Origin of the sequence: Microbacterium sp. PAMC22086, from assembly GCF_019443525.1 — a bacterium.
Taxonomy (GTDB): Bacteria; Actinomycetota; Actinomycetes; order Actinomycetales; family Microbacteriaceae; genus Microbacterium; species Microbacterium maritypicum.
In genome coordinates this window covers 2,001,814-2,027,197 of the sequence record NZ_CP080380.1, presented here as the reverse complement: position 1 = coordinate 2,027,197, position 25,384 = coordinate 2,001,814, and the positions used below count along the sequence as shown (strand labels likewise).

General features: G+C 68.3%; 26 protein-coding genes and 1 pseudogene. 7 read left to right on the top strand and 20 right to left on the bottom strand.

Annotated elements, in window-relative coordinates:
- Position 1: 1 nt before the first annotated feature.
- The 13 genes from KY497_RS10120 to prmC form a co-directional block, all read right to left on the bottom strand.
- The gene (locus tag KY497_RS10120; protein ID WP_218681888.1) at positions 2-748 is read right to left on the bottom strand and encodes a YaaA family protein; all 747 of its coding nucleotides are present in this window, start codon (positions 746-748) and stop codon (positions 2-4) included.
- Between the two features lie 76 nt (positions 749-824).
- On the bottom strand, positions 825-1,085 hold the full coding sequence (locus KY497_RS10115) for a F0F1 ATP synthase subunit epsilon (RefSeq protein WP_017830988.1): 261 nt from the start codon (positions 1,083-1,085) through the stop codon (positions 825-827).
- A gap of 2 nt (positions 1,086-1,087) precedes the next feature.
- Positions 1,088-2,542, bottom strand: coding sequence for a F0F1 ATP synthase subunit beta (atpD, locus tag KY497_RS10110; protein WP_017830989.1), 1,455 nt, complete (start codon positions 2,540-2,542; stop codon positions 1,088-1,090).
- A 21-nt stretch (positions 2,543-2,563) separates the two neighbouring features.
- Positions 2,564-3,460 (bottom strand): F0F1 ATP synthase subunit gamma, encoded by an 897-nt coding sequence (locus KY497_RS10105; RefSeq protein ID WP_218681887.1) that lies wholly within the window; start codon positions 3,458-3,460, stop codon positions 2,564-2,566.
- Between the two features lie 19 nt (positions 3,461-3,479).
- Complete coding sequence (gene atpA / locus KY497_RS10100; protein WP_218681886.1) at positions 3,480-5,120, bottom strand: F0F1 ATP synthase subunit alpha; 1,641 nt, start codon at positions 5,118-5,120, stop codon at positions 3,480-3,482.
- A 47-nt stretch (positions 5,121-5,167) separates the two neighbouring features.
- Positions 5,168-5,959: a F0F1 ATP synthase subunit delta gene (locus tag KY497_RS10095; protein WP_219868973.1), complete on the bottom strand. Its 792-nt coding sequence runs from the start codon at positions 5,957-5,959 to the stop codon at positions 5,168-5,170.
- Positions 5,959-6,513 carry a F0F1 ATP synthase subunit B gene (locus KY497_RS10090; protein WP_141386405.1) on the bottom strand — a complete coding sequence of 185 codons (555 nt, stop codon included), beginning with the start codon at positions 6,511-6,513 and terminating at the stop codon, positions 5,959-5,961. The genes KY497_RS10095 and KY497_RS10090 overlap by 1 nt, the downstream gene beginning before the upstream one ends.
- A gap of 27 nt (positions 6,514-6,540) precedes the next feature.
- Complete coding sequence (gene atpE / locus KY497_RS10085) at positions 6,541-6,777, bottom strand: ATP synthase F0 subunit C (protein WP_105525613.1); 237 nt, start codon at positions 6,775-6,777, stop codon at positions 6,541-6,543.
- A gap of 43 nt (positions 6,778-6,820) precedes the next feature.
- Positions 6,821-7,489, bottom strand: coding sequence for a F0F1 ATP synthase subunit A (gene atpB, locus KY497_RS10080; protein ID WP_017830995.1), 669 nt, complete (start codon positions 7,487-7,489; stop codon positions 6,821-6,823).
- Positions 7,490-7,750: 261 nt separating this feature from the next.
- Entirely contained in the window at positions 7,751-8,269 is a 519-nt protein-coding gene (locus KY497_RS10075; protein ID WP_017830996.1) for a hypothetical protein, read from the bottom strand.
- Complete coding sequence (locus KY497_RS10070; protein ID WP_141386406.1) at positions 8,269-9,438, bottom strand: MraY family glycosyltransferase; 1,170 nt, start codon at positions 9,436-9,438, stop codon at positions 8,269-8,271. The genes KY497_RS10075 and KY497_RS10070 overlap by 1 nt, the downstream gene beginning before the upstream one ends.
- Positions 9,435-10,169 (bottom strand): L-threonylcarbamoyladenylate synthase, encoded by a 735-nt coding sequence (locus tag KY497_RS10065; protein WP_055869002.1) that lies wholly within the window; start codon positions 10,167-10,169, stop codon positions 9,435-9,437. Before KY497_RS10065 ends, KY497_RS10070 begins: the two co-directional genes overlap by 4 nt.
- A gap of 52 nt (positions 10,170-10,221) precedes the next feature.
- Positions 10,222-11,082: a peptide chain release factor N(5)-glutamine methyltransferase gene (gene prmC, locus KY497_RS10060; RefSeq protein ID WP_141386407.1), complete on the bottom strand. Its 861-nt coding sequence runs from the start codon at positions 11,080-11,082 to the stop codon at positions 10,222-10,224.
- 98 nt (positions 11,083-11,180) lie between these two features.
- Between prmC and cysK the strand changes: the two genes are divergently transcribed.
- Positions 11,181-12,119, top strand: coding sequence for a cysteine synthase A (cysK, locus tag KY497_RS10055; protein ID WP_055869004.1), 939 nt, complete (start codon positions 11,181-11,183; stop codon positions 12,117-12,119).
- 8 nt (positions 12,120-12,127) lie between these two features.
- Complete coding sequence (epsC, locus tag KY497_RS10050; RefSeq protein ID WP_055869005.1) at positions 12,128-12,700, top strand: serine O-acetyltransferase EpsC; 573 nt, start codon at positions 12,128-12,130, stop codon at positions 12,698-12,700.
- 22 nt (positions 12,701-12,722) lie between these two features.
- Here the strand turns inward: epsC and KY497_RS10045 are convergent, their stop codons facing one another.
- Together KY497_RS10045 and KY497_RS10040 are read right to left on the bottom strand one after the other, a co-directional pair.
- Positions 12,723-13,130 (bottom strand): phage holin family protein, encoded by a 408-nt coding sequence (locus tag KY497_RS10045; RefSeq protein ID WP_031206276.1) that lies wholly within the window; start codon positions 13,128-13,130, stop codon positions 12,723-12,725.
- 70 nt (positions 13,131-13,200) lie between these two features.
- Positions 13,201-14,136: pseudogene (locus tag KY497_RS10040) on the bottom strand (SLC13 family permease); the annotation flags it as partial.
- A 76-nt stretch (positions 14,137-14,212) separates the two neighbouring features.
- Between KY497_RS10040 and KY497_RS10035 the strand changes: the two are divergent.
- Complete coding sequence (locus tag KY497_RS10035; RefSeq protein ID WP_258185652.1) at positions 14,213-15,121, top strand: sensor histidine kinase; 909 nt, start codon at positions 14,213-14,215, stop codon at positions 15,119-15,121.
- Entirely contained in the window at positions 15,118-15,771 is a 654-nt protein-coding gene (locus KY497_RS10030; protein WP_219868972.1) for a response regulator, read from the top strand. Before KY497_RS10035 ends, KY497_RS10030 begins: the two co-directional genes overlap by 4 nt.
- Positions 15,772-15,795: 24 nt before the next feature.
- Here KY497_RS10030 and prfA read toward each other — a convergent pair whose 3' ends face one another.
- From prfA to lysA, 5 genes are all read right to left on the bottom strand, one after another.
- Complete coding sequence (prfA, locus tag KY497_RS10025) at positions 15,796-16,875, bottom strand: peptide chain release factor 1 (RefSeq protein WP_017831008.1); 1,080 nt, start codon at positions 16,873-16,875, stop codon at positions 15,796-15,798.
- Positions 16,876-16,886: 11 nt separating this feature from the next.
- The gene (gene rho / locus KY497_RS10020) at positions 16,887-18,818 is read right to left on the bottom strand and encodes a transcription termination factor Rho (RefSeq protein ID WP_229778885.1); all 1,932 of its coding nucleotides are present in this window, start codon (positions 18,816-18,818) and stop codon (positions 16,887-16,889) included.
- Positions 18,819-18,961: 143 nt separating this feature from the next.
- Positions 18,962-19,924 (bottom strand): homoserine kinase, encoded by a 963-nt coding sequence (thrB, locus tag KY497_RS10015; protein ID WP_127482515.1) that lies wholly within the window; start codon positions 19,922-19,924, stop codon positions 18,962-18,964.
- Positions 19,925-19,926: 2 nt separating this feature from the next.
- Positions 19,927-21,231, bottom strand: coding sequence for a homoserine dehydrogenase (locus KY497_RS10010; RefSeq protein ID WP_219868971.1), 1,305 nt, complete (start codon positions 21,229-21,231; stop codon positions 19,927-19,929).
- 21 nt (positions 21,232-21,252) lie between these two features.
- A complete protein-coding gene (gene lysA, locus KY497_RS10005; RefSeq protein ID WP_141386412.1) occupies positions 21,253-22,671 on the bottom strand; it encodes a diaminopimelate decarboxylase in 1,419 nt (472 codons plus the stop codon).
- 147 nt (positions 22,672-22,818) lie between these two features.
- Here lysA and KY497_RS10000 point away from each other — a divergent pair, with 147 nt between their 5' ends.
- From KY497_RS10000 to KY497_RS09990, 3 genes are read left to right on the top strand one after another with little or no spacing between them, the layout of a single operon-like run.
- Positions 22,819-23,865 (top strand): YihY/virulence factor BrkB family protein, encoded by a 1,047-nt coding sequence (locus tag KY497_RS10000; protein WP_219868970.1) that lies wholly within the window; start codon positions 22,819-22,821, stop codon positions 23,863-23,865.
- A gap of 55 nt (positions 23,866-23,920) precedes the next feature.
- A complete protein-coding gene (locus tag KY497_RS09995) occupies positions 23,921-24,823 on the top strand; it encodes an alpha/beta fold hydrolase (protein ID WP_141386413.1) in 903 nt (300 codons plus the stop codon).
- Positions 24,801-25,382, top strand: coding sequence for a TetR/AcrR family transcriptional regulator (locus KY497_RS09990; protein WP_219868969.1), 582 nt, complete (start codon positions 24,801-24,803; stop codon positions 25,380-25,382). The genes KY497_RS09995 and KY497_RS09990 overlap by 23 nt, the downstream gene beginning before the upstream one ends.
- Positions 25,383-25,384: the final 2 nt, after the last annotated feature.

The window sequence follows — 25,384 nt, the reverse complement described above, 5'->3', positions numbered from 1 at the left end:
CTCACTCCTCGACGACCAGCTCCAGAATGCCCGGCTGTGCGCCGTCGCGGAAGACGATCCCCCGCTTCTGCGCCCACGCGCGAAGGCCACGGACCGAGCTGACACGCGGCCGATCCTCGGCGATCACCCGCACGAGCAGGCCCTTCGACTTCTTGTTGAAGTGGTTGAGGACTCTTCCGTGTGCGGTCACGACACGGACGTACGCGGAGGAGACGGCACCTGGCACGGGCCCGAGCGCGACGTAGGCCTCGCTGCGCAGGTCGAGGACGAACGACGGGTCGGCCTCGGCGATCGCTGCGGAGGTGGCTTCGGCCCAGTGCCGGCGAAGCGCCGGGAGTCCGGGTAGTGAGGTCCCGGCGGCGAGGCGGTAGGTGGGAAGAGCGTCGAGGGCTCCGACGGGGCCCAGCGGAGCGCTGTGGATCCACACGTGCTCTCCCAGCCACCGTCGGGAGGCTGCGGAGAGGGAACGCGCATCGAGCGCATCGAACAGCACGCCCGTGTACCGGTCGATCGCCGGCATGGTGGGCGACGATCGAAGCGCCCTGTTGTGTGCGATGTCCCCCCGCTGCCGCTCGCTCAGCTTGAGCACGCGTCGTGCGGCCTCTTCATCGGCGGCGAGGTCGATCAGCGCCTCGAGGACCGCCGAGCGTCGTTCGTTGAGCGACGGAAGCACCAGCGAGTCGAGATCGAGAGGGGAACCGTCGCCACCCTCGTGTTTGGTCTCCGACGGAGGGAGCAGGATCTTCATGAAACCTCGGTGGATACAGACGCGTCCGCCTCGGAACCCGTGCGGGTGCCGAGGCGGACGCGTGAAACAGGTACTGCTAGGCGATGAGAGCCGCGTTGCCGGCAACGATCGTCAGGGTGTCGCCCTCCATGGAGAGGAACCCGTCCTGCGCGTTGGCCAGCACCTTGGTGCCATCCGACTGGGTGATGCGAACCTGGCCCTCGGCGAGGATGGCCAGCACCGGCTCGTGGCCGGTCATGAAGCCGATCTCACCCTCGACGGTCTTGGCGACCACGAGGCTCGCCTCTCCCGTCCAGACCTCCGCATCAGCGGAGACGAGGCTGACGTGCAGCGCCATGGTCAGCCGTTCTCCTTCTGGATCTTCGCCCACTGCTCTTCGACGTCGGAGATGCCACCGACGTTGAAGAAGGCCTGCTCGGCCACGTGGTCGAAGTCACCGCGGGTGATCGCGTCGAACGACTCGATGGTCTCCTTCAGCGGGACGGTCGAACCCTCGACGCCCGTGAACTTCTTGGCCATGTAGGTGTTCTGCGAGAGGAACTGCTGGATGCGACGTGCACGCGACACGACGATCTTGTCTTCCTCGGAGAGCTCATCGACACCGAGGATGGCGATGATCTCCTGCAGTTCCTTGTTCTTCTGGAGGATCTGCTTGACCGTCGTGGCGACGCGGTAGTGGTCCTCGCCCAAGTAGCGGGGGTCCATGATGCGCGACGTCGAGGTCAGCGGGTCGATGGCCGGGTACAGACCCTTCGAGGCGATCTCACGAGAGAGCTCGGTCGTCGCGTCGAGGTGGGCGAACGTGGTCGCCGGAGCCGGGTCGGTGTAGTCATCGGCGGGCACGTAGATCGCCTGCAGCGAGGTGATCGAGTGGCCGCGCGTCGAGGTGATGCGCTCCTGGAGCACACCCATCTCGTCGGCGAGGTTCGGCTGGTAACCCACCGCGGAGGGCATGCGGCCCAGCAGCGTGGAGACCTCGGAACCGGCCTGCGTGAAGCGGAAGATGTTGTCGATGAAGAGCAGCACGTCCTGCTTCTGCACGTCACGGAAGTACTCCGCCATCGTCAGAGCCGACAGCGCGACGCGCAGACGCGTTCCCGGCGGCTCGTCCATCTGGCCGAAGACGAGGGCCGTCTTGTCGAAGACGCCCGCCTCTTCCATCTCGTGGATGAGGTCGTTGCCCTCACGGGTGCGCTCACCGACACCGGCGAACACCGACACACCACCGTGGTCCTGCGCGACGCGCTGGATCATCTCCTGGATGAGGACGGTCTTGCCGACACCGGCGCCACCGAACAGACCGATCTTTCCACCCAGCACGTACGGGGTGAGGAGGTCGATCGACTTGATGCCGGTCTCGAACATCTGAGTCTTGGACTCGAGCTGGTCGAAGTTCGGCGCCTTGCGGTGGATCGGCCAGCGCTCGGTGACCTCGATGGTCTCGCCGGGCTCGAGGTTGAGAACCTCGCCGATGACGTTGAACACCTTGCCCTTGGTCACGTCGCCGACGGGGACCGAGATGGCCTCACCGGTGTCGCGGACTTCCTGGCCGCGGACGATGCCGTCGGTCGGGTTCAGGGCGATGGCGCGGACGAGGTCGTCGCCGAGGTGCTGAGCGACCTCGAGCGTGATCTCGGTGGACTCTTCGCCCATCGCGATCGTGGTCTTCAGCGCGTTGTAGATGTCGGGGATCGAGTCATGAGGGAACTCGATGTCGACAACCGGACCGTTGACGCGTGCGACGCGCCCGACGACCGCGGTCGCCGGCTGGTCAGCCGGAGCGGTGAGGGTCATTTTCGTCTCTTTCCTGATGGTCTATTTGCTCGAGAGGGCGTCGGCGCCGCCGACGATCTCGGCGATCTGCTGCGTGATCTCCGCCTGGCGCGCGTTGTTGCGCAGACGGGTGTAGTCGGTGATGAGCTTGTCGGCGTTGTCGCTGGCCGACTTCATCGCCTTCTGCGTCGCCGCCTGCTTCGCGGCAGACGACTGCAGGAGAGCGTTGAAGACGCGGCTCTGGATGTACACCGGCAGGATCGCGTCGAGAACGGTCTCGGCATCCGGCTCGAACTCGTACAGCGGGTAAACGGTGTTACCGGCTTCCGACTCATCGGCTTCCGTGATCTCCAGCGGGAGCAGACGCACGGATTCGGGCGACTGCGTCATCATGCTGACGAAACGGTTGTACACGAGGTGGATCTCATCGACCCCGCCATCCTGTCCCCCGCGGGAGAAGGATTCGAGCAGCGTCGCGGAGATCTCCTCCGCGGTGTGGAACGACGGGGTGTCCGTGTCGCCGGTCCACTCCGCAGCGGCGGCGAGGCGTCGGAACTGGAAGTATCCGACGGCCTTACGACCGATGAGGTAGAAGACCGGCTCCTTGCCCTGCTCGCGCAGGAGCTCTGCGACCTCGAGACCCTCACGGAGGATCTGCGAGTTGAAGGCTCCGGCGAGACCGCGGTCCGAGGAGAAGATCACGACCGCGGAGCGGGTGATGTTCTCGGACTCGCGGGTCAGCGGGTGATCCACGTTCGAGTACGTCGCGACGGCCGACACGGCCCTCGTCACGGCACGCGCGAAGGGTGTGGACGCTTTGACGCGTGCCATCGCCTTCTGAATGCGCGAAGCCGCGATGAGTTCCATCGCCTTCGTGATCTTCTTGGTCGTCTGAGCAGAAGAGATCTTCTGCTTGTAGACCCTGAGTTGAGCGCCCATATGTCAGTACCTCACGCGGTTACGCGCGACGACCCTTGACGATCTTCTCCTGGTTGACGTCCTCAGCCTCGGCTGCAGCGTGCTCCTCGTGGCCCGGGGCGCCGATGGCGTGTCCCTTGCCACCCTGGAACTCCAGGATGAAGGCATCCGTCTGCTTCTCGAGCTCTGCGACCGTGGCGTCATCGAGGACGTTGGTGTCGCGGAGCGTCTCGAGAACCTTGGTGTTGCGACGCAGGTAGTCCAGGAGCTCGCGCTCGAAGCGCAGGACGTCCGAGACCTCGATCGAGTCGAGCTTGCCGTTGGTACCGGCCCAGATCGAGACGACCTGCTCCTCGACGGGGTACGGCGAGTACTGCGGCTGCTTGAGCAGCTCGGTCAGACGCGCACCACGGGAGAGCTGACGACGCGAAGCCGCGTCGAGGTCGGACGCGAACATCGCGAAAGCCTCGAGGGAGCGGTACTGCGCGAGCTCAAGCTTCAACGTTCCGGAGACCTTCTTGATCGACTTGACCTGAGCGTCACCGCCGACTCGCGAGACCGAGATACCCACGTCGACCGCGGGACGCTGGTTCGCGTTGAAGAGGTCGGACTGCAGGAAGATCTGGCCGTCGGTGATCGAGATCACGTTGGTCGGGATGTAGGCCGAGACGTCGTTCGCCTTGGTCTCGATGATCGGGAGACCCGTCATGGAACCAGCGCCGAGCTCGTCGGACAGCTTCGCGCAACGCTCGAGCAGACGCGAGTGCAGGTAGAAGACGTCACCCGGGTAGGCCTCGCGGCCCGGCGGGCGGCGCAGGAGGAGCGACACGGCGCGGTAGGCCTCAGCCTGCTTCGACAGGTCGTCGAAGATGATGAGGACGTGCTTGCCTCCGTACATCCAGTGCTGGCCGATGGCAGAACCCGTGTAGGGAGCCAGGTACTTGAAGCCGGCGGGGTCGGATGCGGGAGCGGCCACGATCGTGGTGTACTCCAGCGCACCGGCCTCTTCGAGGGCGCCCTTCACCGAAGCGATGGTCGAGCCCTTCTGACCGATCGCGACGTAGATGCAGCGAACCTGCTTGTTGACGTCGCCCGACTCCCAGTTGGCCTTCTGGTTGATGATCGTGTCGATCGCGATGGCCGTCTTACCGGTCTGGCGGTCGCCGATGATCAGCTGACGCTGGCCACGACCGACGGGGATCATCGCGTCGATGGCCTTGATGCCGGTCTGCATCGGCTCGTGCACCGACTTGCGCTGCATGACGCCGGGCGCCTGGAGCTCGAGGGCGCGGACGCTCTCGGTCTCGATCGCGCCGAGTCCGTCGATCGGGTTGCCGAGCGGGTCGACCACACGGCCGAGGTAGCCGTCGCCGACCGGAACCGAGAGGACCTCGCCGGTGCGGGTGACTTCCTGACCGGCCTCGACACCGGTGAACTCGCCGAGGACGACGACACCGATCTCGTGCTCGTTCAGGCTCTGTGCGAGACCCTTGGTGCCGTCGGCGAAGATGACGAGCTCGTTCGCCATGACGCCGGGCAGTCCCTCGACGTGCGCGATGCCGTCGGCCGCGTCGATGACGGTGCCGACCTCGGTCGCCCTGGCCCCGGAGGGCTCGTATGCTGCGGCGAAGTCCTTCAGCGCGTCACGGATGACGTCGGGGCTGATCGATAGTTCTGCCATTGTCTTCCCTTTGTATCTGGGTGCGCGGTTCCCCGCGCGAAGTCGTGTTAGCCCGCGAGCTTCTGGCGAAGGTCGGCGAGTCGTGCGGAGATGCTGCCGTCGATGACGTCATCGGCGATCTGCACGCGCAGGCCTCCGACGACGGCAGGGTCGATGACGACGTTGAGCGATACCTGACCGTCGTAGCGACGCGAGAGCGAGTCGCTGAGACGGGCGCGCTGCGCGTCCGTGAGGGCGGTCGCAGTGTGCACCGTGGCGACCACTCGACCGCGCTGGCTCGAGACGACGCTCATCGCCCGGTTCAGCAGCCGTCGGACTCGACGCCCGCGCGGCTCGCGCACGAGCGACGTGATGATCAGCGTCGTCGCGGAGCCGGTGGAGCCTTCGGCCAGGAGACGCTCGACGAGCGCACTCTTGGCGTCTTCTCCGCCGACGCGGCTACCCAGAGCGAGTTCGAGCTCGGGGTTGGCCGCGATCACCCGGGAGAAGCCGAAGAGCTCCCCCTCGATATCCGTTCCGGGCTCGGCGATCGCTGCCGCGCGGATCGCAAGCTCCTCGATACCGTCGACGAGCTCGCCCGCGTTGGACCAGCGTTCTGCGACGACGGTCTTCAGGACGCCCTGGGCACCTGCGGAGAACCCGCCGAACACCGCGGCGACGACATTCTGTCGTGCCGCGGCGGGAGCGGAAGGATTAGCAAGCGCGCCGCTCAGCTGGGACGATGCACTCACGGCATGCGCGGCAGCGAACAGCTCCCGTGCGGTGTCGAGAGTGACGTCCTTCGCTGCGGCAAGCGTCTTGATGGATGCCGCGAGTGCCTGAGTGGTCGCGCTGCCCATTACTGAGCCGCCTTCTCGGATGCCTCGAGCTCGGCGAGGAAGCGATCGACGACAGCCGTCGCACGCGCGTCGTCGGAGAGCGTCTCGCCGACCACGCCACCGGCGAGGTCGATCGCGAGGGTTCCGACCTCGCTACGCAGCGAGACGAGAGCGGCCTGACGCTCCGCTTCGATCTGCGTGTGCGCGGTGGCGATGATGCGTGCGGCCTCGGTGGTCGCAGACTCCTTCGCCTCGGCGACGATCTTCTTACCGTCCTCACGGGCGGCTTCGCGGATCTCACCGGCCTCGGTGCGCGCCTCAGCGAGCTGACGCGTGTACTCCTCGAGTGCCGCCTCCGCCTGCTTCTGCGCCTCGTCGGCCTTGGCGATGTTGCCCTCGATGGCGGCGGACCGCTCGTCGAGCATCTTCGTCAGACGGGGAAGGGCGACCTTCCAGACGACGACGAGGATGACGATGAACCAGAGGCCCGACCAGATGATGTCGTACCACGCAGGAATGAGGGGGTTGTTCGGCTCACCCTCTGCTGCGAGGTTCGTGACAAGAGCGTTCAGCATCCTGTCTCCTTCAGAAGTCGGTGAGGATTACGGGAAGGGGATGAATGCGACGGCGATGCCGACGAACGCAAGTGCCTCGGTGAAGGCGATACCGATCCACATGAGGACCTGGAGACGACCGGCCAGCTCGGGCTGACGAGCGACACCCTCGATGGTCTTGCCGACGACGATGCCGACGCCGATAGCCGGGCCGATGGCTGCGAGGCCGTAGCCGACCGTTCCGAGGTGACCGTTGATTTCAGCGAGAACCGTAGTAGCGTCCACGGGTTTTTCCTTTCGTTGGGTGGGAAGGCTGATGCCTGCCCGCTCAGTGCTCTTCTGCGACCGCGAGCTGGATGTAGACCGCGGTGAGGACGGTGAAGACGTATGCCTGGAGGACGGCGACCAGCATCTCGAAGAGAGTGAAGGCGCCACCGAAGGCGAGGGTTCCGACACCGAGTGCGGCCCAGCCGCCACCTGCGGTGAAGAAGAAGAACTGGGTCGCGGAGAACGCGAGGACCAGGATCATGTGCCCCACGACGAGGTTCATGAGAAGACGCAGCGTCAGCGTGACGGGGCGCAGGATGAACGTCGAGATGAGCTCGATGATCGCGACGATCGGCATCGCGGCGACCGGCACGCCCTGCGGGAACAGGGAGTTCTTGAAGAACTTGAAGCCGTGTCGCTTGATACCGGCGTAGATGAAGGTCACGTAGCTGACGACGGCCAGCGTGAGCGGCACCGCGACGATCGCCGTTCCCGGCATGTTCAGGAACGGGATGATGCCCGTGATGTTCATGAACAGGACCATGAAGAAGATCGTGGTCAGGATCGGCAGGAAGCGGTCACCGTCCTTGCGACCGAGCATGTCGTGGGCGACGTTGGTCCGGACGAAGCCGAGCCCCATCTCCACGAGGCTCTGGAAGCGGCCGGGGACGACCTTCATACGGCGAGTGCCGAGCCAGAGGATCAGAACCACGGCGATCACCGCGAGCAACTGAACCAGGTGGATCCGGTTGACGGGGATGGGGCCTACGTGGAAGAGGATCTCCGGAAAGAAATCGTCGATCGAAGGGCCGTGGAACTCGCCGTCGGAGGCGAGTCGGGGGGTCAGGGTCGCAGCAAGATTAAACAGCGCGGGCTCCAGCTTCGGGGCACCGGTCTAAACCGGGGCGACGATGGTCGGTGTGCTACACAGCGCAAGCGCTCGCGGGCGAGCGGCGGGCACGTATCAACAGTATCAGAATCTGAGGGTCTCCTAAGACCGCTGGCCACCCTCGACGGGTCCGTCTCCGATGTGATTCGCCGAGCCGGGCGCACGGTCTTCGGGAACCTCCGTCGGGAGGTTCGTGTCGCTGACGTTGGGCAGCCGCATGCTCGTGAGGACGATGACGTCGATGGCGAGCGACATCAGCACGCCGGCCACGATCGACAGGAAGAACACCATCGGCTGCAGCCACGGCTGACCGGCGAGCATGATCATCGCGACGACGAAGAGCCCGAGCTTGAGCAGCCAGCCGCCCAGGACGATGGCGAAGAACAACTGCACGTAGATCGGGTCGCCGTACCAGCGGTTCGCGATCAGGATGCTGATGCCGGTGATCGCCAGGAAGACGGCGGCCAGGAGCACGCCGAGCAGACCGCTGACGAGCCCCTCCCCCTGAGCGACGAGGTAGCCGATGCCCCCGGCGATGATCGCGAGCACGACGGTGGCGACCGCCGACCAGATGAGGGTGCGACGCAGGATCGGCGTGCTGGAAACAGGACTCGGGCTCATCAGGACTCCACGGGTGTCGGATCGGGTTCGGTGCCCGCTGCGCTCTTCCTGCGGCGGGTGGGACTCAGCGTGACGACGAGGCAGGCGGCGATGCCCACGATGCCGAAGCCGACACCCGGCAGGTACTGGCCGGGCCAGTCCTCTCGGGCACCGACGTACATGAGCAGGACGGCGAGGGAGACCACGGCCGTCCAGGCGTAGAAGATGAGCACGGCGTCACGGTCGCGGTGGCCCAGATCGAGCATGCGGTGATGCAGGTGCTTCCGGTCGGGCGAGAACGGCGATCGTCCCGCGCTCATGCGTCGGAGCACGGCGAGTCCGAAGTCCAGCAGCGGCAGCAGGACCACCAGCAGCGGGAGCAGGATCGGTAGGAAGGCTCCGACCAACTGGGAACGCCCGAGCCGCTCGGGGTCGAGGGCGGACGGATCCATCTGCCCGGTGATCGCGATCGCCGATGTGGCCATCAGGAGGCCGATCACCAGTGCACCGGAGTCGCCCATGAAGATCTTCGCGGGGCTCCAGTTCAGCGGCAGGAAGCCGAGGCAGGCTCCGATGAGGACGGCGGCGATGAAGGTCGAGAGGTTGAAGTAGCTGGAGGCGCCGGAGTCGCGCGTGAAGATGTAGGAGTAGGCGAAGAACACGCCGTTCGAGATGAGACACACACCGGCGACGAGCCCGTCGAGTCCGTCGATGAAGTTCACCGCATTCATCACGATGACGATCGCGAACATCGTGATCGTGATGCTCAGCCAGCTCGACACCACGATGAGGTCACCGAACGGCAGAGACAGGATCTGCAGTCCCCCACCGACCGTGATGACGCCGGCAGCGAGGAACTGCGCGCCGAGCTTGATCATCCAGTCGATGTCCCAGAGGTCGTCGACGACCCCGATGATCGCGATCAGCAGGGACGCGCCGAGGATCGACCACATGGTCTGCGGCGGCACCCAGATGCTCTGGAAGAACGGGTTCACCGCGGAGAAGCCGAACGCCGCGGCGATGGCGAGGAAGATCGCGACGCCGCCCAGTCGTGGCTTGGGGGTGGTGTGCACGTCCCGGTCGCGGATGGCGGGGTACAGCTTGAACCGGAGGCTCAGCTTCCACACCGCCCAGGTCAGCGCGAACGTGATCGCGGCGGTGAGGATGATCGTGAAGAGGTACTGCTTCACGAATCCCTGTCCTGCTCCTGCGCGTGCTCAGGGTCATGCTCGTGTCCGGCGTGGTCCTCGGGCTCGAGGAGGTCGCCGAGGACTTCCTGGAGCTGCTCCCTGGTCACGGCGCCGTCACGGAGGATGCGTACGGTCCCGGGTTCGGAATCCGCGCCGCGGCGCACCAGCGAGGTGGCATCCACGATTGTGGACGCGATGCCGTCCTTGCTCAGGCCGTCTGCGAGATAGACCGCGACGCTGTCACCCAGCATCTTCTCGGCGTCGTACGCCGAGATGGCCGCGGCTTCGCCCGTGAGGTTCGCGCTGGAGACGGCCAGCGGACCGGTCTCCGCGAGCAGTTCGAGGGCGACCCGGCCCTCCGGCATGCGCACCGCGACCGTGCCGAGAGTCTCTCCCAGGTCCCACACCAGCGACGGCTGCGCGGGCAGCACGATCGTCAGTCCGCCGGGCCAGAATGCCTCGACGAGGCGCTCGACCGGCTCCGGAACGGACTCGGCCAGGGCGGCGAGCGTCTCCTTCGTGCCGATCAGCACGGGCGGCGGCTGATCCCGCCCGCGCCCCTTCGCATCGAGGAGTCGCTGGACGGCGGCCGGGGAGAAGGCATCGGCGGCGACGCCGTACACCGTGTCTGTGGGGATGACGATGAGGTCGCCACGGCCGATCGCCTGGCGCGCGTGGCGCATGCCGGCGAGGAGCTGCGACTCGTCGCTGCAGTCGAAGATGGTTGACATGACGGTTCGATTCTATGCGGCGCGGCCAGTGAGCACGCTCGGAGGTTGCTGATCAGGGTCGGAGCGCGGTGGTGGTGCGATCCCGGAGCGTCAGGTCCCGGTGCGTCGCCGGTGCGCGCCAGCCGTCGACCGCGAGGAGGTCCCTGATCGACTCGCCCTGCAGTTCGCCGTGCTCGATGACGAGGAGACCACCGGGGCGCAGCAGCCGCAGGGCCCGTGAGCTGAGCACACGCACGATGTCGAGACCGTCCTCTCCCCCGTACAGAGCCATGGCCGGATCGAACAGCCGCACCTCCGGATCGCGGGGAATGGCGGCATCGGGCACATACGGCGGATTCGAGATGACCACGGAGGCCGTGCCGTCGAGCTCCGGGAAGGCTTCCCCCAGGTCGGACAGCACCAGCGTGAGGTTGTCGACTCCCGCGACGTTGCGGCTCGCCCAGGCATGCGCGTCCTCGGAGAGCTCGGCGGCGAAGATGCGCGCGTGCGGCACCTCGGTGGCCATCGCGAGGGCGATCGCCCCGCTGCCGGTGCCGAGGTCGATGCCGACCGGCGCGGACTCCGGGGAGCTCAGCAGTGCGTCGATCGCGTACTGCACGACGGTCTCCGTCTCCGGACGGGGTACGAAGACGCCGGGGCCGACGGCGAGCTCGAGGTGACGGAATGGCGCGGTTCCGGTGATGTGCTGCAGCGGCTCCCTGGCTGCACGACGCGTCACGGCCTCATCGAGCGCCGACACCGCTGCGTCATCGATGCCGTCGCCACGGACGATCGCCGCGTGCACCTCGCCGCGTCGTCGTCCGAGGATGTGGCCGGCGAGAAGCTCTGCGTCGACGAGAGGGTCGGGCACTCCGACATCGGCCAGACGCTGGGCCGCCGTGCGGACGACCGCAGCGAGAGAGGTGTCAGACATGCCTTCCAGCGTAGAGTGCGAGCGGCCGTCACAAAGGCCTCCCCATAGGACCCCTCCCCTAAGCTGGTCCGCAGCGACCCCGCACAGGAAGGTTCATCATGCCCGGCATCCACTCCGACATCACGACCGCGTTCGGCAACACACCGCTCGTCCGCCTGAACCGGGTGACCGAGGGACTGGGTGCGACCGTCCTCGCCAAGCTCGAGTACTACAACCCCGCCTCGAGCGTGAAGGATCGCATCGGGATCGCCATGGTCAACGCCGCCGAGGCATCGGGTGAGCTCACGCCGGGCGGCACCATCGTGGAGTCCACGAGCGGCAACACCGGCATCGCTCTCGCGATGGTCGGCGCCGCGCGCGGCTACCGCGTGATCCTGACGATGCCCGCCTCCATGTCGAAGGAGCGCCGGGTCCTGCTGAAGGCGTTCGGCGCGCAGATCGTGCTCACCGACCCCACCAAGGGCATGAGCGGTGCGATCGAGGAGACCAAGCGCATCGTCGCCGAGACTCCCGGAGCCATCTGGATCCGCCAGTTCGAGAATGCCGCGAACCCCCAAATCCACCGCGAGACCACGGCGCAGGAGATCCTCCGCGACACCGACGGCGCGGTCGACATCCTCGTCGCGGGCGTCGGCACCGGTGGAACCGTCACCGGGACCGGACAGGCGCTCAAGGCGGCGAAGCCCGGCGTCCAGGTGATCGCGGTCGAGCCCAAGGATTCCCCGGTGCTCACCGAGGGACACCCCGGCCCGCACAAGATCCAGGGCATCGGCCCGAACTTCGTCCCCGGTGTGCTCGATCGCGAGGTGCTCGATGAGATCCTCACCGCCGAGTTCGACGAGTCCATCCGCGTCGCCCGTGAGCTCGCGGCCAAGGAGGGTCTCCTCGTGGGCATGTCATCCGGCGCCGCGGTGGCCGCCGCGCTGAAGGTCGCGGCCCGACCGGAGAACACCGGCAAGACGATCGTCGTCATGATCCCCGACACCGGTGAGCGTTACATCTCCACCGCGCTGTTCGAGGATCTGCGCGAAGACTGAGACCGGCGATGGGCATGATCGGGCGGATGCGCGAGGACATCGCGGCCGCACGCCTTCGGGATCCGGCCGCGCGCAGCGCCGTCGAGGTCGCTCTGCTCTACCCCGGGCTGCACGCCGTCTGGGCGCACCGCGTCTCGCATGCGCTCTGGCGGCGCCGCCTGCGTCTGCTCGCACGCGCCGGCTCCCAGGTGTCGCGCTGGCTGACCGGGATCGAGATCCACCCCGGCGCGAACATCGGCCGTCGCTTCTTCATCGACCACGGCATGGGCGTGGTCATCGGCGAGACCGCCGTGGTGGGCGACGACGTGATGCTCTACCACGGCGTCACGCTCGGCGGACGCACACGCGCTTCCGGGAAGAGGCATCCCACTCTCGGAGACGGAGTGGCCGTCGGCGCCGGCGCCAAGATCCTCGGCCCCGTGACGATCGGGGCCGGTTCCGTGGTCGGTGCGAACGCCGTGGTCACTCGTGACGCCCCCGCCGACAGCGTGCTCGTCGGAGTGCCGGCGAAGCCGCGTCATCGCACGGTCGGCGAGGACACCAGGGCTCTGCTCACCGCGCCGGACCACTACGCGATCTGAGTAGACGAGAACGGCGGACGCCCTAGCGGCGTTGGCCCTTGACCGCCGCGACCTTCTTACGCAGGAAGAGGAGCGGGAGCAGCACGCTGCCGAGCGCCGTGATCAGCCAGACGATGACCGCACCGAGCAGCCACCCGGTCAGGTCGGTGATCCGCAGCCCGCCGATGGGCAGCAGCACGACGACGACGAGGGAGATCAGCGTCGAGAAGATCCCGATACCGCCCATCAACACCGGCGCGTAGCGGTTGGCCATCTTGCCGACCCAGGGCGCGAGCACGCTCTGCAGGATCGCGAAGATCAGGATGCAGATGACGAAGCCCCACCACTTGTCCCATTCGATCGTGAAGCCGTCGAGGAGGAGGTCAGCGGCGATCAGGCCGAGACCGGCGGACACCACGTAGAGCAGGCCGCGGAACAGGAAAGTGATCACGGGCCGAGCATGGCGCTGTGCACGCACGATGGTGGGGAGCACGGCGTCCGCGCTCCCCACCACCGGAGCGTCACTGCGCCACGAAGAAACGGACGGCTCCGGTCAGGATGCCGACGCCGAGCATGACCAGCGAGACGATCGTGGCGCGCCACAGCACCTTGCGGTGGTGGTCGCCCAGGTTCACGCTCGCGAGCGACACGAGCAGCAGGATGGCGGGTACCAGCGGACTCTGCAGGTGCACGGGCTGGCCGGTGATCGACGCCCTCGCCATCTCCACGGGATCGATGCCGAAGTTCGCGGCGCTCTGGGCGAGCACCGGGAGGATGCCGAAGTAGAACGCATCGTTCGACATGAAGAACGTGAACGGGATCGAGAGCACCCCGGTGATCGGCGCGAGGAACGGACCGAGCGCCGGCGGGAGCACGTCGGTGATCCACGTGGCCATCGCATCGACCATCCCGGTGCCGGTGAGCACGCCGACCAGGACTCCGGCGACGATCACCATGGAGACCACGCCCACGATGCTCGGTGCGTGCGCGACGATCTCCGAGGCCTGTTCCTTGATGCCACGGAAGTTGATGACGAGCGCGAGGCCCGCTCCCACCATGAACACGTACGGCAGCGGCAGGATGTCGAGCACCAGCAGCACCATGACCGCGACGGTGAGAGCGAGGTTGAACCAGATGAGCTTCGGCCGGAGGGTGGGCCGTTCAGGGTCCAGCATCGTGTCGGCCATGGCCGTGTCCGCGGGATCGACGCTCGCGGCGGAGACGGGAGCGTGTCCGCCGGCGACGACCACGAGGTTGCCGGTGCGCAGCGAGGCGCGCGCACCCGGCTTCGGCTCTGCCCCGCGGAAGATCTTCGGCACCGTGGAGAGCGTCCCGCCGTCGGCGCCGACCAGCAGCCCCTCGGAATCCAGGCGACCGAGTCGCCGGCGCTCCTGCAGGCCCAGGATCCATGCGAAGCCGAGGGTCACGACGATCCTTCGGCCTCTTCGCGGGAGCAGGCCTCGGCCTCGGCGACATGATCCTCGACTCGATCGGCGCGAGGTGCTCGCGGTCGACACACGAGGTGTGGTGCGCGTGAGCAACGCCGCCGCCGATCGCCTGCTCGGCCTGGACGAACCTGTCGGGCGGTCCATCGACGATCTCGGGTTCGCCCCGGCTGTCCTCGATGCAGCGACCGGCGCCCGCACTCGCTCGAGTGCCATCGTCGGAGACCGGATGCTCTACCTCGACTCGCGCCCTGTGGTGCGCGACGGCCACGCGCTCGGAGACGTGCTGATCGTGCGCGATCGCACGGATCTGGTCGCCCTGACCGAGCGCCTGGAGACCGTCAGGACGATGACGGCGGCGCTGCGCGTGCAGCGGCACGAGTTCGCCAACCGCATGCACGTGGCCGCCGGGCTCATCGACGCCGACCGGGTGCCGCAGGCCCGGGCGTTCCTGGGCGAGCTCGTGGACCGCGGCCCCGTGGCGTTTCCCGTCGTGGGACTCGACCTCGTGGGCGACCCCTTCCTGCACTCGTTCCTCGGCGCCAAGGGGGTGGAGGCGGGAGAGCGCGGCGTCGCCCTCCGGATAGCGGAGGACACCCAGCTGATCGGCACCGTGCAGGAGGCGGAGGACGTCGCGGCCGTGCTCGGCAACCTGATCGACAACGCGGTGACCGCCGCCGTCTCGGGCGAGCGGACCCCGCGCTGGGTCGAGGTGGCACTGCTGGATGACGGCGATGCCCTCGTGTTCACCGTCTCCGACTCCGGACCCGGCCTCGGAGGTATCGAGCCGTCGCCGGCACAGCCGAGGGAGGGGACCACGGACGACGACGTGCACGGGCATGGCATCGGCCTCCCCCTCTCCACCGAGATCGCCCGTCGCAGCGGCGGGGACCTCTGGGTCATCGATCAGGGCGGTGCCGAAAGCGGTGCGGTGTTCGCCGCGCGCATCGGCGGAGCCGTGGCACGGACCTCACCCGACGAGAAGGAGAACACATGACCGAGCCTGTACGCGTGCTCATCCTCGACGATGATTTCCGGGTGGCCCAGCTGCACCAGGGCATCGTGGACGATCATCCCGGCTTCGCCGTGACGGGAACGGTGCGCTCTCTCGCCGAGGCCCGCGACAGCGTGCGCGCGTCTCGCCCCGATCTCCTGATCGCCGACGTCTTCCTTCCCGACGGGGACGGCATCGCGCTCGTGCGGGAATCCGGGATCGACGCGATCCTCATCTCCGCGGCCGACGACGCCGCCACGGTGCGCAGAGCACTGCGCTCCGGGGCGGTGGGCTATCTCGTGAAGCCGTTCGAAAGACGAGCACTGTCGAGCCTCCTCGATCGCTACATCCGCTGCTGCAATCTCCTCAGCGGTGACCGCGCACTGCGCCAGGAGGACGTGGATCGCGCTCTGGCGATCCTGCACGGTGCGGGTGAGCCCGTGTCGATCTCGCGCTCGGCGACGGAGCAGCTCGTTCTCGCCGCGCTCGGCGACGGTGAGGCTTCGGCCGCAGAGGTCGGCGAACGCGTCGGGATCTCCCGCGCGACTGCGCAGCGGCACTTGGCGGCACTGGCCGCCAGGACCGTCGTGGAGGTGCGCCTCAACTACGGCTCGACCGGACGCCCCGAGCATCGATACGCCGCCCGCACCTGAGCGGCCGACGCGTGAGAGCGTTCGTCAGGAGTCGGAGCCGACCGCGGCGAGCCGTGCTTCCTCGTCGGCGGTGATGGCGCTCTCGATCAGCGGATCGAGTGCTCCATCCATGACCTGATCGAGGTTGTAGGCCTTGAACCCGGTGCGGTGATCCGCGATCCGGTTCTCAGGGAAGTTGTACGTGCGGATGCGCTCCGAGCGGTCCATGCCCCGGATCTGCGATCGGCGGGCGTCGGATGCCGCAGCGTCGAGTTCCTCCTGCTGACGCGCGAGCAGTCGGGCACGCAGCACGCGCATGCCCGCCTCGCGGTTCTGCAGCTGAGACTTCTCGTTCTGCATCGAGACGACGATGCCCGTCGGCACGTGCGTGATCCGCACCGCGGAGTCCGTCGTGTTCACGGACTGCCCACCGGGACCGGAGGAGCGGAACACGTCGATCTTGAGATCGTTCTGGTCGATGTGGATCTCCTCCGGCTCATCGACCTCGGGAAAGACGAGCACGCCGGTGGTCGACGTGTGGATGCGCCCCTGCGACTCGGTCGCCGGCACACGCTGCACGCGATGCACGCCGCCCTCGTACTTCAGGTGCGCCCAGACGCCCTGAGCGGGATCGGACGACGAGCCCTTGATCGCGACCTGGACATCCTTGTAGCCGCCGAGGTCGGACTCGTTGCGTTCGAGCAGCTCCGTCTTCCAGCCCTTGGAGGCCGCGTACTGGATGTACATGCGCAGGAGATCCGCGGCGAACAGCGCGGACTCCGCACCGCCCTCCCCCGCCTTGATCTCCATGATCACGTCGCGGGCGTCGTCCGGGTCACGCGGGATCAGCAGACGCCGCAGACGCTCCTGCGAGGCCTGCAGCTCCTCCTCCATCGCCGGGATCTCCGCGGCGATCGACTCGTCCTCGCGAGCGAACTCACGAGCGGTCTCCAGATCGTCGGTCGCAGCGACCCACGCTTCGTAGGCGGCGACGATGCGCGACAGCTCGGCGTAGCGGCGGTTGACGCGCTTCGCTCGGGCGGCGTCGGCGTGCACCGCCGGGTCGGAGAGTTCCTCCTGCACCCGGCGATGCTCGTCGATCAGAGTCTGGACGGACTCGAACACGGCTCAGCCGCTCAGCGGATGTTGTTGTCGTGCCCGTGCGCGCCCGAGGGGAGCGTAGGGATCGACTTCTGCATCTGCACGAGGAACTCGACGTTGGAGTTGGTCTCCTTGAGCTTGCCGAGCACGACCTCGAGGGCCTGCTGCTGGTCGAGGCCGGCGAGGGCGCGACGCAGCTTCCACGTGATCTTGACCTCGTCGGCCGAGAGCAGCATCTCTTCGCGGCGGGTGCTCGACGCGTTGACGTCGACGGCCGGGAAGATGCGCTTGTCGGCGAGCGAGCGCGACAGGCGCAGCTCGCTGTTGCCGGTGCCCTTGAACTCCTCGAAGATGACCTCGTCCATCTTGGAACCGGTCTCGACGAGCGCGGTGGCGAGGATGGTGAGCGATCCACCGTTCTCGATGTTGCGCGCGGCACCGAAGAAGCGCTTGGGCGGGTACAGCGCCGAGGCGTCGACGCCACCGGTCAGCACACGACCCGAGGCCGGGGCGGCGAGGTTGTACGCGCGGCCGAGGCGGGTGATCGAGTCGAGCAGCACGACGACGTCGCGGCCCAGCTCGACCAGGCGCTTGGCGCGCTCGATCGCGAGCTCGGCGACCGTGGTGTGGTCCTCAGCGGGGCGATCGAAGGTCGAGGCGATGACCTCTCCCTTCACCGTGCGCTCCATGTCGGTGACCTCTTCGGGGCGCTCGTCGACGAGCACGACCATGAGGTGGACCTCGGGGTTGTTCTGCGCGATCGCGTTCGCGATCTGCTGCAGCACGATGGTCTTGCCCGCCTTGGGCGGCGCGACGATGAGGCCGCGCTGGCCCTTGCCGATCGGGGCTACCAGGTCGATGATGCGCTGGGTCAGCTTCTCGGGGGCCGTCTCCAGACGCAGACGCTCCTGCGGGTAGAGCGGCGTGAGCTTGCCGAACTCCACGCGGGTGGCGGCGTCGTCGACCGAGAGGCCGTTGATCGAGTCGACCTTGACCAGCGCGTTGTACTTCTGGCGACCCTGCTGCTCGCCCTCGCGGGGCTGCTTGATCGAGCCGACGACGGCGTCGCCCTTGCGCAGGTTGTACTTCTTCACCTGTCCGAGGGACACGTACACGTCGCTGGGTCCGGCGAGGTAGCCGGTCGTGCGGACGAAAGCGTAGTTGTCGAGCACATCGAGGATGCCGGCGATCGGGATCAGGACGTCGTCCTCGCCGATCTCGGTGTCGAACTCGTCGGTCGGGGTGCCGCTGCGGCGCTTGTTGCGCTGACGGTTGCGGTTGTTGCCGCCGGCCTGGTCATCGTCAGCCGCCGGCTGCGCCTGCTGCTGCTGCTGTTCCTGCGCGACGCCGTTCTGCCCGCGTCCGCGATTGCGGCTACGGCTGCGGTTGCGGCCGCGACCACCCTGCTCCTCGCCACCATCGGAGGAGTCGGAGTCGTTGTTCTGCGAGGTCTCCGCGGGAGCGGCTTCGGAGGCGGACTCCGCTGCCTGCTCCGCGGCGGGTGCCTCGGCATCGGCGGCCGGCTTCTGCGCACCGCGGCGTCCACGCCCGGTCGTCTTGGGGGCGGGCTCGGCAGGAGCCTCCGCGGGTGCCGCCTCGGGGGCGGGTGCTTCCGCAGCAGCGGTGTCGGCGGCCGGAGCCTCGGCATCGGCCTTCTTGGCGCGGCTGCGACGCGGCGCCTTCGCCTTGGGCGCGGCCTCGGTGGGCTCCGCACCTGCGGATGCCGTCTCGGGGGCGGTGGCTTCGGGCGCAGCATCCGACTTCGCGGCCTTCTCGGCCTTCGCCGCTTCGGCCTTCTCGGCCTTGGCTGCCGCCGTGGCGGTGCTGGCGCGACGCGGTGCGCGCTTACGCGCCGGTGCGGACTCGGTGGCCGACTCCGCGGATGCCGCGGGTGCTTCGGCGGTAGGCGCCGACTGGTCGTTCTGGGTCTCGGAGAGGTTCTCCACGAGTACTCCCTTATATGTCATGGGGAATGAGCGTTGAACGCACACAACGGGTGCTGCGCGCGATCGCACGGGCTGACGCTCGGCGCCAGCCAGCCTCGGCACTTGTGCCACAGGGATTTGCGTGCGGGTCTTGCAAGATTTGCAATGGGGCCAGATTCACGCAGTTACGTGGAGCCCTCCGCTCGAGTCCCCACTGTACCACCACGGACGTCGACTGCGAGCAGGAGCGCCTCCCACGGGGTGTCGGTGACTCGATCGGCCAGCTCGACCGCGTCCTGGCGGCTGCCCGGCCCGTCTGCGAGCACGAGCACGCTGGGGCCCGCTCCCGAGACGACGGCGGCGAAGCCCGCTGCGCGCAGCGCCTGCACCAGACGCTGCGTCTCGGGCATGGCTCCTGCCCGGTAGTCCTGATGGAGCCGGTCGGCGGTGGCGTCAAGGAGCAGCTCGGGGCTCTGCATGAGCGCGGCGATCAGCAGCGCGGAGCGCGAGACGTTGAACACGGCATCCGCGGTGGAGACCTGCGGCGGCTGCAGCGACCGCGCCTGCGATGTCGACATCGTGTACGCGGGAACGAGAACGAGGGGCGAGACGCCACGGTGGACGAGCAGCTTCTTGTGCTGCGGTCCGCGCTCCGACATCCACGCGATCGTGAGACCGCCGAAGAGAGCCGGCGCGACGTTGTCGGGGTGGCCTTCGAGCTCGGTCGCGAGGCGGAGGAGGTCGGTGTCGCCGATCTCGACATCGCCCTCGAGCAGGCCCTTCGCGGCGAGCACTCCTGCGGCGACGGCGGCGCCGGAGGAGCCGAGCCCCCGCCCGTGCGGCACGGCGTTCTCGGCGACGATGCGCAGCCCGGGGACCGGACGCCCGGCGTCGGCGAAGACGTAGGCGATGGTGCGCACGATCAGGTTCGACTCGTCACGCGGGATCTCGCTCGCGCCGGAGCCCGTCACCTCGATCTCGAGCCGGCCCGCGGGCAGTGCCGTCACGAGAAGGGTGTCGTAGACGCTGAGAGCAAGGCCCAGCGTGTCGAAACCGGGGCCGAGGTTCGCGCTGGTCGCGGGAACCCGCACCTCGACCGTGCGGCCTTCGACCGCACCGCCCGACGCGGTCGCGGAGGCTGCCGCCATCGTCACTCGCCTTCCACCCGGAGCACCGAGACCACACGGGCGACGACCTCGCTGTCGGCGAGAGCGTCGACCGTGGCGCTGAGCGCCTGCTCGGTGGCGCGGTGGGTGCCGATGATGAGGCGTGCCGTCGGCTCGTCCTCTCCCTCGACGGTCTGCACGACCGTCGCGACCGAGACGCCGCCGTCGCTGAGGATGCCGGCGACCGTGGCGAGCACACCGGGCGCGTCCGCGACCTCGAGAGTGATCTGGTAGCGGGTCGTGACGTGGCCGATCGGCACTACGGGGAGGTTCGCGCGGGTCGACTCCCCCACCCCGACACCGCCGGCGATGTGACGGCGGGCGGCGGAGACGACGTCGCCGAGCACGGCGGACGCGGTCTGCACTCCCCCGGCTCCTGCTCCGTAGAACATGAGGGATCCGGCGGCCTCGGCCTCGACGAACACCGCGTTGTTCGCGCCATGCACGGAGGCGAGCGGGTGCGACGCGGGCACAAGGGCCGGGTAAACCCGCACCGAGATCGACTCGGCACCGTTCGCCTCGATCCGCTCGCACACGGCGAGCAGCTTGATCACGAAACCGGCGGCGCGTGCCTCTTCGATCATGGATGCCGTGATCGAGGTGATGCCCTCGCGGTAGACGCCTTCCAGCGGGACAGCGGTGTGGAACGCGAGGCTCGCGAGGATCGCCGCCTTCTGCGCGGCGTCGTAGCCCTCGACATCCGCCGTCGGATCGGCTTCGGCGTAACCCAGACGCTGCGCGTCGGCGAGCACGTCGGCGAAGTCGGCGCCCTCGGTGTCCATCCGGTCGAGGATGTAGTTGGTGGTGCCGTTCACGATGCCCATGATGCGCACCACGCGGTCGCCGGCGAGCGAGTCGCGCAGCGGACGGATGATCGGGATCGCGCCGGCGGCTGCAGCCTCGTAGTGCACGGAGGCACCGACGCGGTCAGCGGCCTCGAACAGTTCGGGGCCGTGCGTTGCCAACAGCGCCTTGTTGGCGGTGATGACATCGGCGCCGGAGCCGATCGCCTGCAGGATGCTCGTGCGCGCCGGCTCGATGCCGCCGATGAGCTCGATCACGATATCGGCGCCCAGGATCAGCGACTCGGCGTCGGTGGTGAAGAGCTCCTTGGGCAGGTCGACGTCACGCGGAGCGTCCACGTCGCGCACGGCGATGCCGGCGAGCTCCAGCTCAGCACCGGCACGGTCGGCGAGCTCATCGCCGTGGCGCAGCAGGAGCGCCGCGACCTGAGAGCCGACGGCTCCGGCACCCAGCAGCGCCACACGAAGTCGTCGGTAGTCAGTCATGGTTACTCCTTCGGAGGTGGGTCATTGGTCTCCCTCGGGGGCGTTCGCCCCGTCGATGCCCGCGTCGCGGGCCAGCACGTCATCGATGGTCTCGCCACGGACGATGACCGCCGAGCGCCCGCCGCGTACGGCAACGACAGGAGGACGCGGGACATGGTTGTAGTTGCTCGCGAGCGAGACGCAGTACGCACCGGTGGCCGGCACAGCGAGCAGATCGCCCGGCACGAGGTCTTCGGGCAGGTACTCGTGATCGACGACGATGTCACCGGACTCGCAGTGCTTGCCCACCACGCGGCTGAGGCGGGGCTCGCCCTCTCCGACGCGCGAGGCGAGGCGAGCCGAGTACTGCGCGCCGTAGAGGGCCGGACGCGCGTTGTCGCTCATTCCGCCGTCGACGCTGATGTAACGGCGCACGGCTCCGGAATCGATCGTCACGTCCTTCGTGGTGCCGACCTCGTAGATCGTCACACCGGCCGTGCCGACGATGGCGCGCCCCGGTTCGAACGACAAGGCCGGGACGGGGATGCCCCTGGCCGCGCAATCCTCGGCCACCGCGGTGACGATGGCGGCCGCCAGTCCCTCGATCGGAGTCGGGTCGTCGACCCGCGTGTAGGCGATGCCGAAGCCGCCGCCGAGGTTGAGCTGCGGCACCGGTCCGTCCGCGAGCAGGGACGCGTGCAGGTCGAGCACGCGGGACGCCGATTCGCGGAAACCTGCGACGCCGAAGATCTGCGAGCCGATGTGGCAGTGCAGGCCAGCGAACACCAGGCCGGGAATCTCGCGGATGCGTGCCACCGCCCGCTCGGCGTCCGGGAAGGGGAAGCCGAACTTCTGGTCCTCGTGCGCCGTGGCGAGGAAGTCGTGGGTCTCGGCGTGGACGCCGCTGATCACGCGCACCAGCACACGCTGCGTCGCTCCGGTGCGGGCGACGATGGCCGCGAGCCGCTCGATCTCGATGGCGCTGTCGACGATGATCGTGCCCACGCCCACCTCGACCGCCCGCTCGAGCTCGGCCACCGACTTGTTGTTGCCGTGGAAACCGAGAGAGGCCGGTGCGACTCCGGCGGCGAGGGCGACGGCGAGCTCTCCCCCGGTGCACACGTCGACGCGCAGTCCCTCGTCGACGACCCAGCGCGCGACCGTGGTGCAGAGGAAGGCCTTGCCCGCGTAGTACACCTGCGCCGTGGTGCCGTTCTCGGCAGCCGCCTGGTCGAAGGCGAGCCGGAACCGCCGCGCACGGCCGCGCACCTCGTCCTCGTCGAGCACGAGCAGCGGGGTGCCGTAGGTGCGGGCGAGCGTGGTGGCGCTGACGCCCGCGATATCGATCGCACCATCGGCGTCGCGCGTCGCGGAGGCCGGCCAGACGCCGTCGGCGAGATCGTTCGCGTCTTCAGGGACGGCAAGCCATTCCGGAGCGAGCGAATCGGCAGGGAGAAGCACTGATCACCAATCGTGGGAAGGATCTCGGGCAGGGCGCGCACATCGAGGTTGACCCGATTCTAGGGCACCGGCCCCGCCACCTTCGTCACGGCGACGCGCGGCGTCAAGCCCCTGCATCCTGTCATCGTCGCCTCTTAGGGTGGGGTCGTGACGAACAGCGAAACACGAACAGACTCCCCGGCGCGTCCGGGTCTCATCGCGCGCATCACCGGGCCGCTGATCGCCTGGGCGCTCGCACGTCGCCCGGTGCGCGCTGCGCTGCTGTACATCGAACGCCGCGGCCCCATGCTCGCCGACAGCGTCACGTACCGCGCGCTCTTCAGCGTGTTCGCCGGCGTGCTGCTGGGCTTCTCGATCGCTGCACTCTGGCTCGCCGGGAACCCGGTCGCGTGGCAGGCGATCATCGACGCGGTGCAGTCGGCGGTGCCGGGGCTGATCGGCGAGGACGGTGTGATCAAGACCGAGGACCTGCGCGCACCGGCCTCGCTGTCGATCGCCGGCATCATCTCGCTCGTCTCTCTCGTGGGCGCGGCGCTCGGAGCCATCGGCTCCCTGCGCGCAGCCGTGCGCGTGCTGGCGGGGACCCTGCAGGACGACATCCTCTGGATCTGGGTGATCTTGCGCAACCTCGCGCTCGCGATCGGAATCGGTCTCGCCTTCGTCGCCTCGGCCTTCCTCACCTTCGCCGGCCAGCTCGGCATCGTGTGGATCACCGGCCTGCTCGGACTCCCCGAGGACTCTCCGGTGGCCACGTGGACGGTGCGCCTGGTGTCGCTCCTCGTCGTGTTCGCGCTCGACGCGGTGATCATCATCGGCGTGTTCCTCCTGCTCTCCGGTGTCCGCCCGTCAGCACGGTCGCTCTGGTCCGGCGCGCTGCTGGGTGCGCTCGGTCTGCTGGCCTTGCAGGAGCTGTCGAGCCTCTTCGTGGGCGGCGCCACCAGCAACCCGCTCCTGGCCTCGTTCGCCTCGCTGCTCGCGCTGCTGATCTGGCTGAACTTCTCGGCTCAGGTGATGCTGTTCGCCTGCGCCTACATCGTGACCGCCGAGGAGGAGAGCACCGACCGGGTGCACGCGAGATACGCGGCGACCACGTTCCCCGAGCGACGTCTGCAGCGCGCGGAGGTCGAGGTGCGGATCGCGACGGCCGAGCTCCGCGCGGCGCAGAAGGCGGCGGCCGCCGACGCGGGTTCCTGATCCGCGCTCCTCGTTGTGACCAGATCGTCTAGATTGGTCACAACGAGAGGGCATCATGGATCCCCGACGCACGAGCATCACCCTCCCCCATTCCACGGTCTCGACCCTGGAATGGCGACCCGAGTGCGAATCCGCAGTGCCGGTCCTGCTCCTGCACGGAGGCGGCGCCGACAGTGCCGAGCTCTCCTGGGGCGCGGTCGGAGCAGCCCTCGCCGCAGCCGGACACCACGTCTTCGCGCCCGACCATCCCGGTTTCGGGCGCAGCGCCCGCGCGGAGTGGCCGCTCACGCAGGAGCGACTCGTGCGGCATGTGGGGGAACTCGTCGACGGGCTCGGTCTGCACGACTACGCGATCGCGGGCCTCTCCCTCGGCGGCGGGATGACGCTCGGGCATCTCCTGGATCAGCCGGGGCGCGCGCGATCCGCCGTGCTGCTCGGATGCTACGGGCTGATGCCGCGGCTGGCCGATGGCCTCGTCGGCCGGATCACCCATTTCGGCACCTTCATGCTGTTGCGCACCGGGCTGCTCGCCGCGATGACCCGCTCCTACGCGCGCAACCGCTCCGCGATGGAACGCGGCCTCGGCGACCTGGTGCGCACTCCGCAGGCACGGACTCCCGAACTCGTCGAGGCCGTGCTCACCGAGGCCGCCGTCGGCACCGGTCTGGAGACCTTCGCACAGTGGCAGCACAATCAGGTGCTCTGGAATCGTCTGCGCACGCTCTACACCCCGCACCTGCCATCGATCACGACGCCCACGCTCCTCGTGCACGGTGATCGCGACTCGGGAGTCCCGCTCGCGCGCATCCGCACCGCCGCCGAGCTGCTGCCCGCGGGGTCGCTGGTGACCGTTCCCGGTGCCGGCCACTGGGTGCAGCGCGATCGTCCGGACGTCGTCATCCCCGCGATGCTCGACCACCTGGAGAGGACCACCGATGCCCCGCCCCCGCGTCCCTGACCGTCGCGACCGCATCCTCGATGCCGCGGAGGAACTCGTGCTCGCCCACGGGTTCGACGCCATGAGCGTGGCGTCGATCGCCGACCGTGCAGGGATCGGCAAAGGCGCGGTCTATCTGGAGTTCGCCGGCAAGCGCGAGATCCTGGATGCGCTCCTGCAGCGCGGCACGACGCGCATGAACGACCGTGTGAGCCGTGAGCTGGGTGACCGACCGCGACTGAGTGCGGCGTATCGCGCGAGCGCCCGCGCCCTGAGCGACGACGCGCTGATGACGGCGGCTTTCCTCGACGATCGCGGCATCCTCGGGGAACACGTGGCGGAGGTCACCGACGGCCGGTATCGCGATCGGCAGCGACGCGTGATCGAGTGGCTCCGCGCGCTGCAGGACCGGGGGGAGATCGTGGCGGACGTAGACGTCGAGGCGCTCGCCCTGGCACTGTCGAGCGCTTCGATCGGGCTGCTCTCCGCGGCGCGACTGCTCGGCCCGTTCGAGCCCGGCCACCTCGAACGGGCCATCGACACGATCGGCCGCATGGCCGAGACCTTCGAGAGGAACTGACC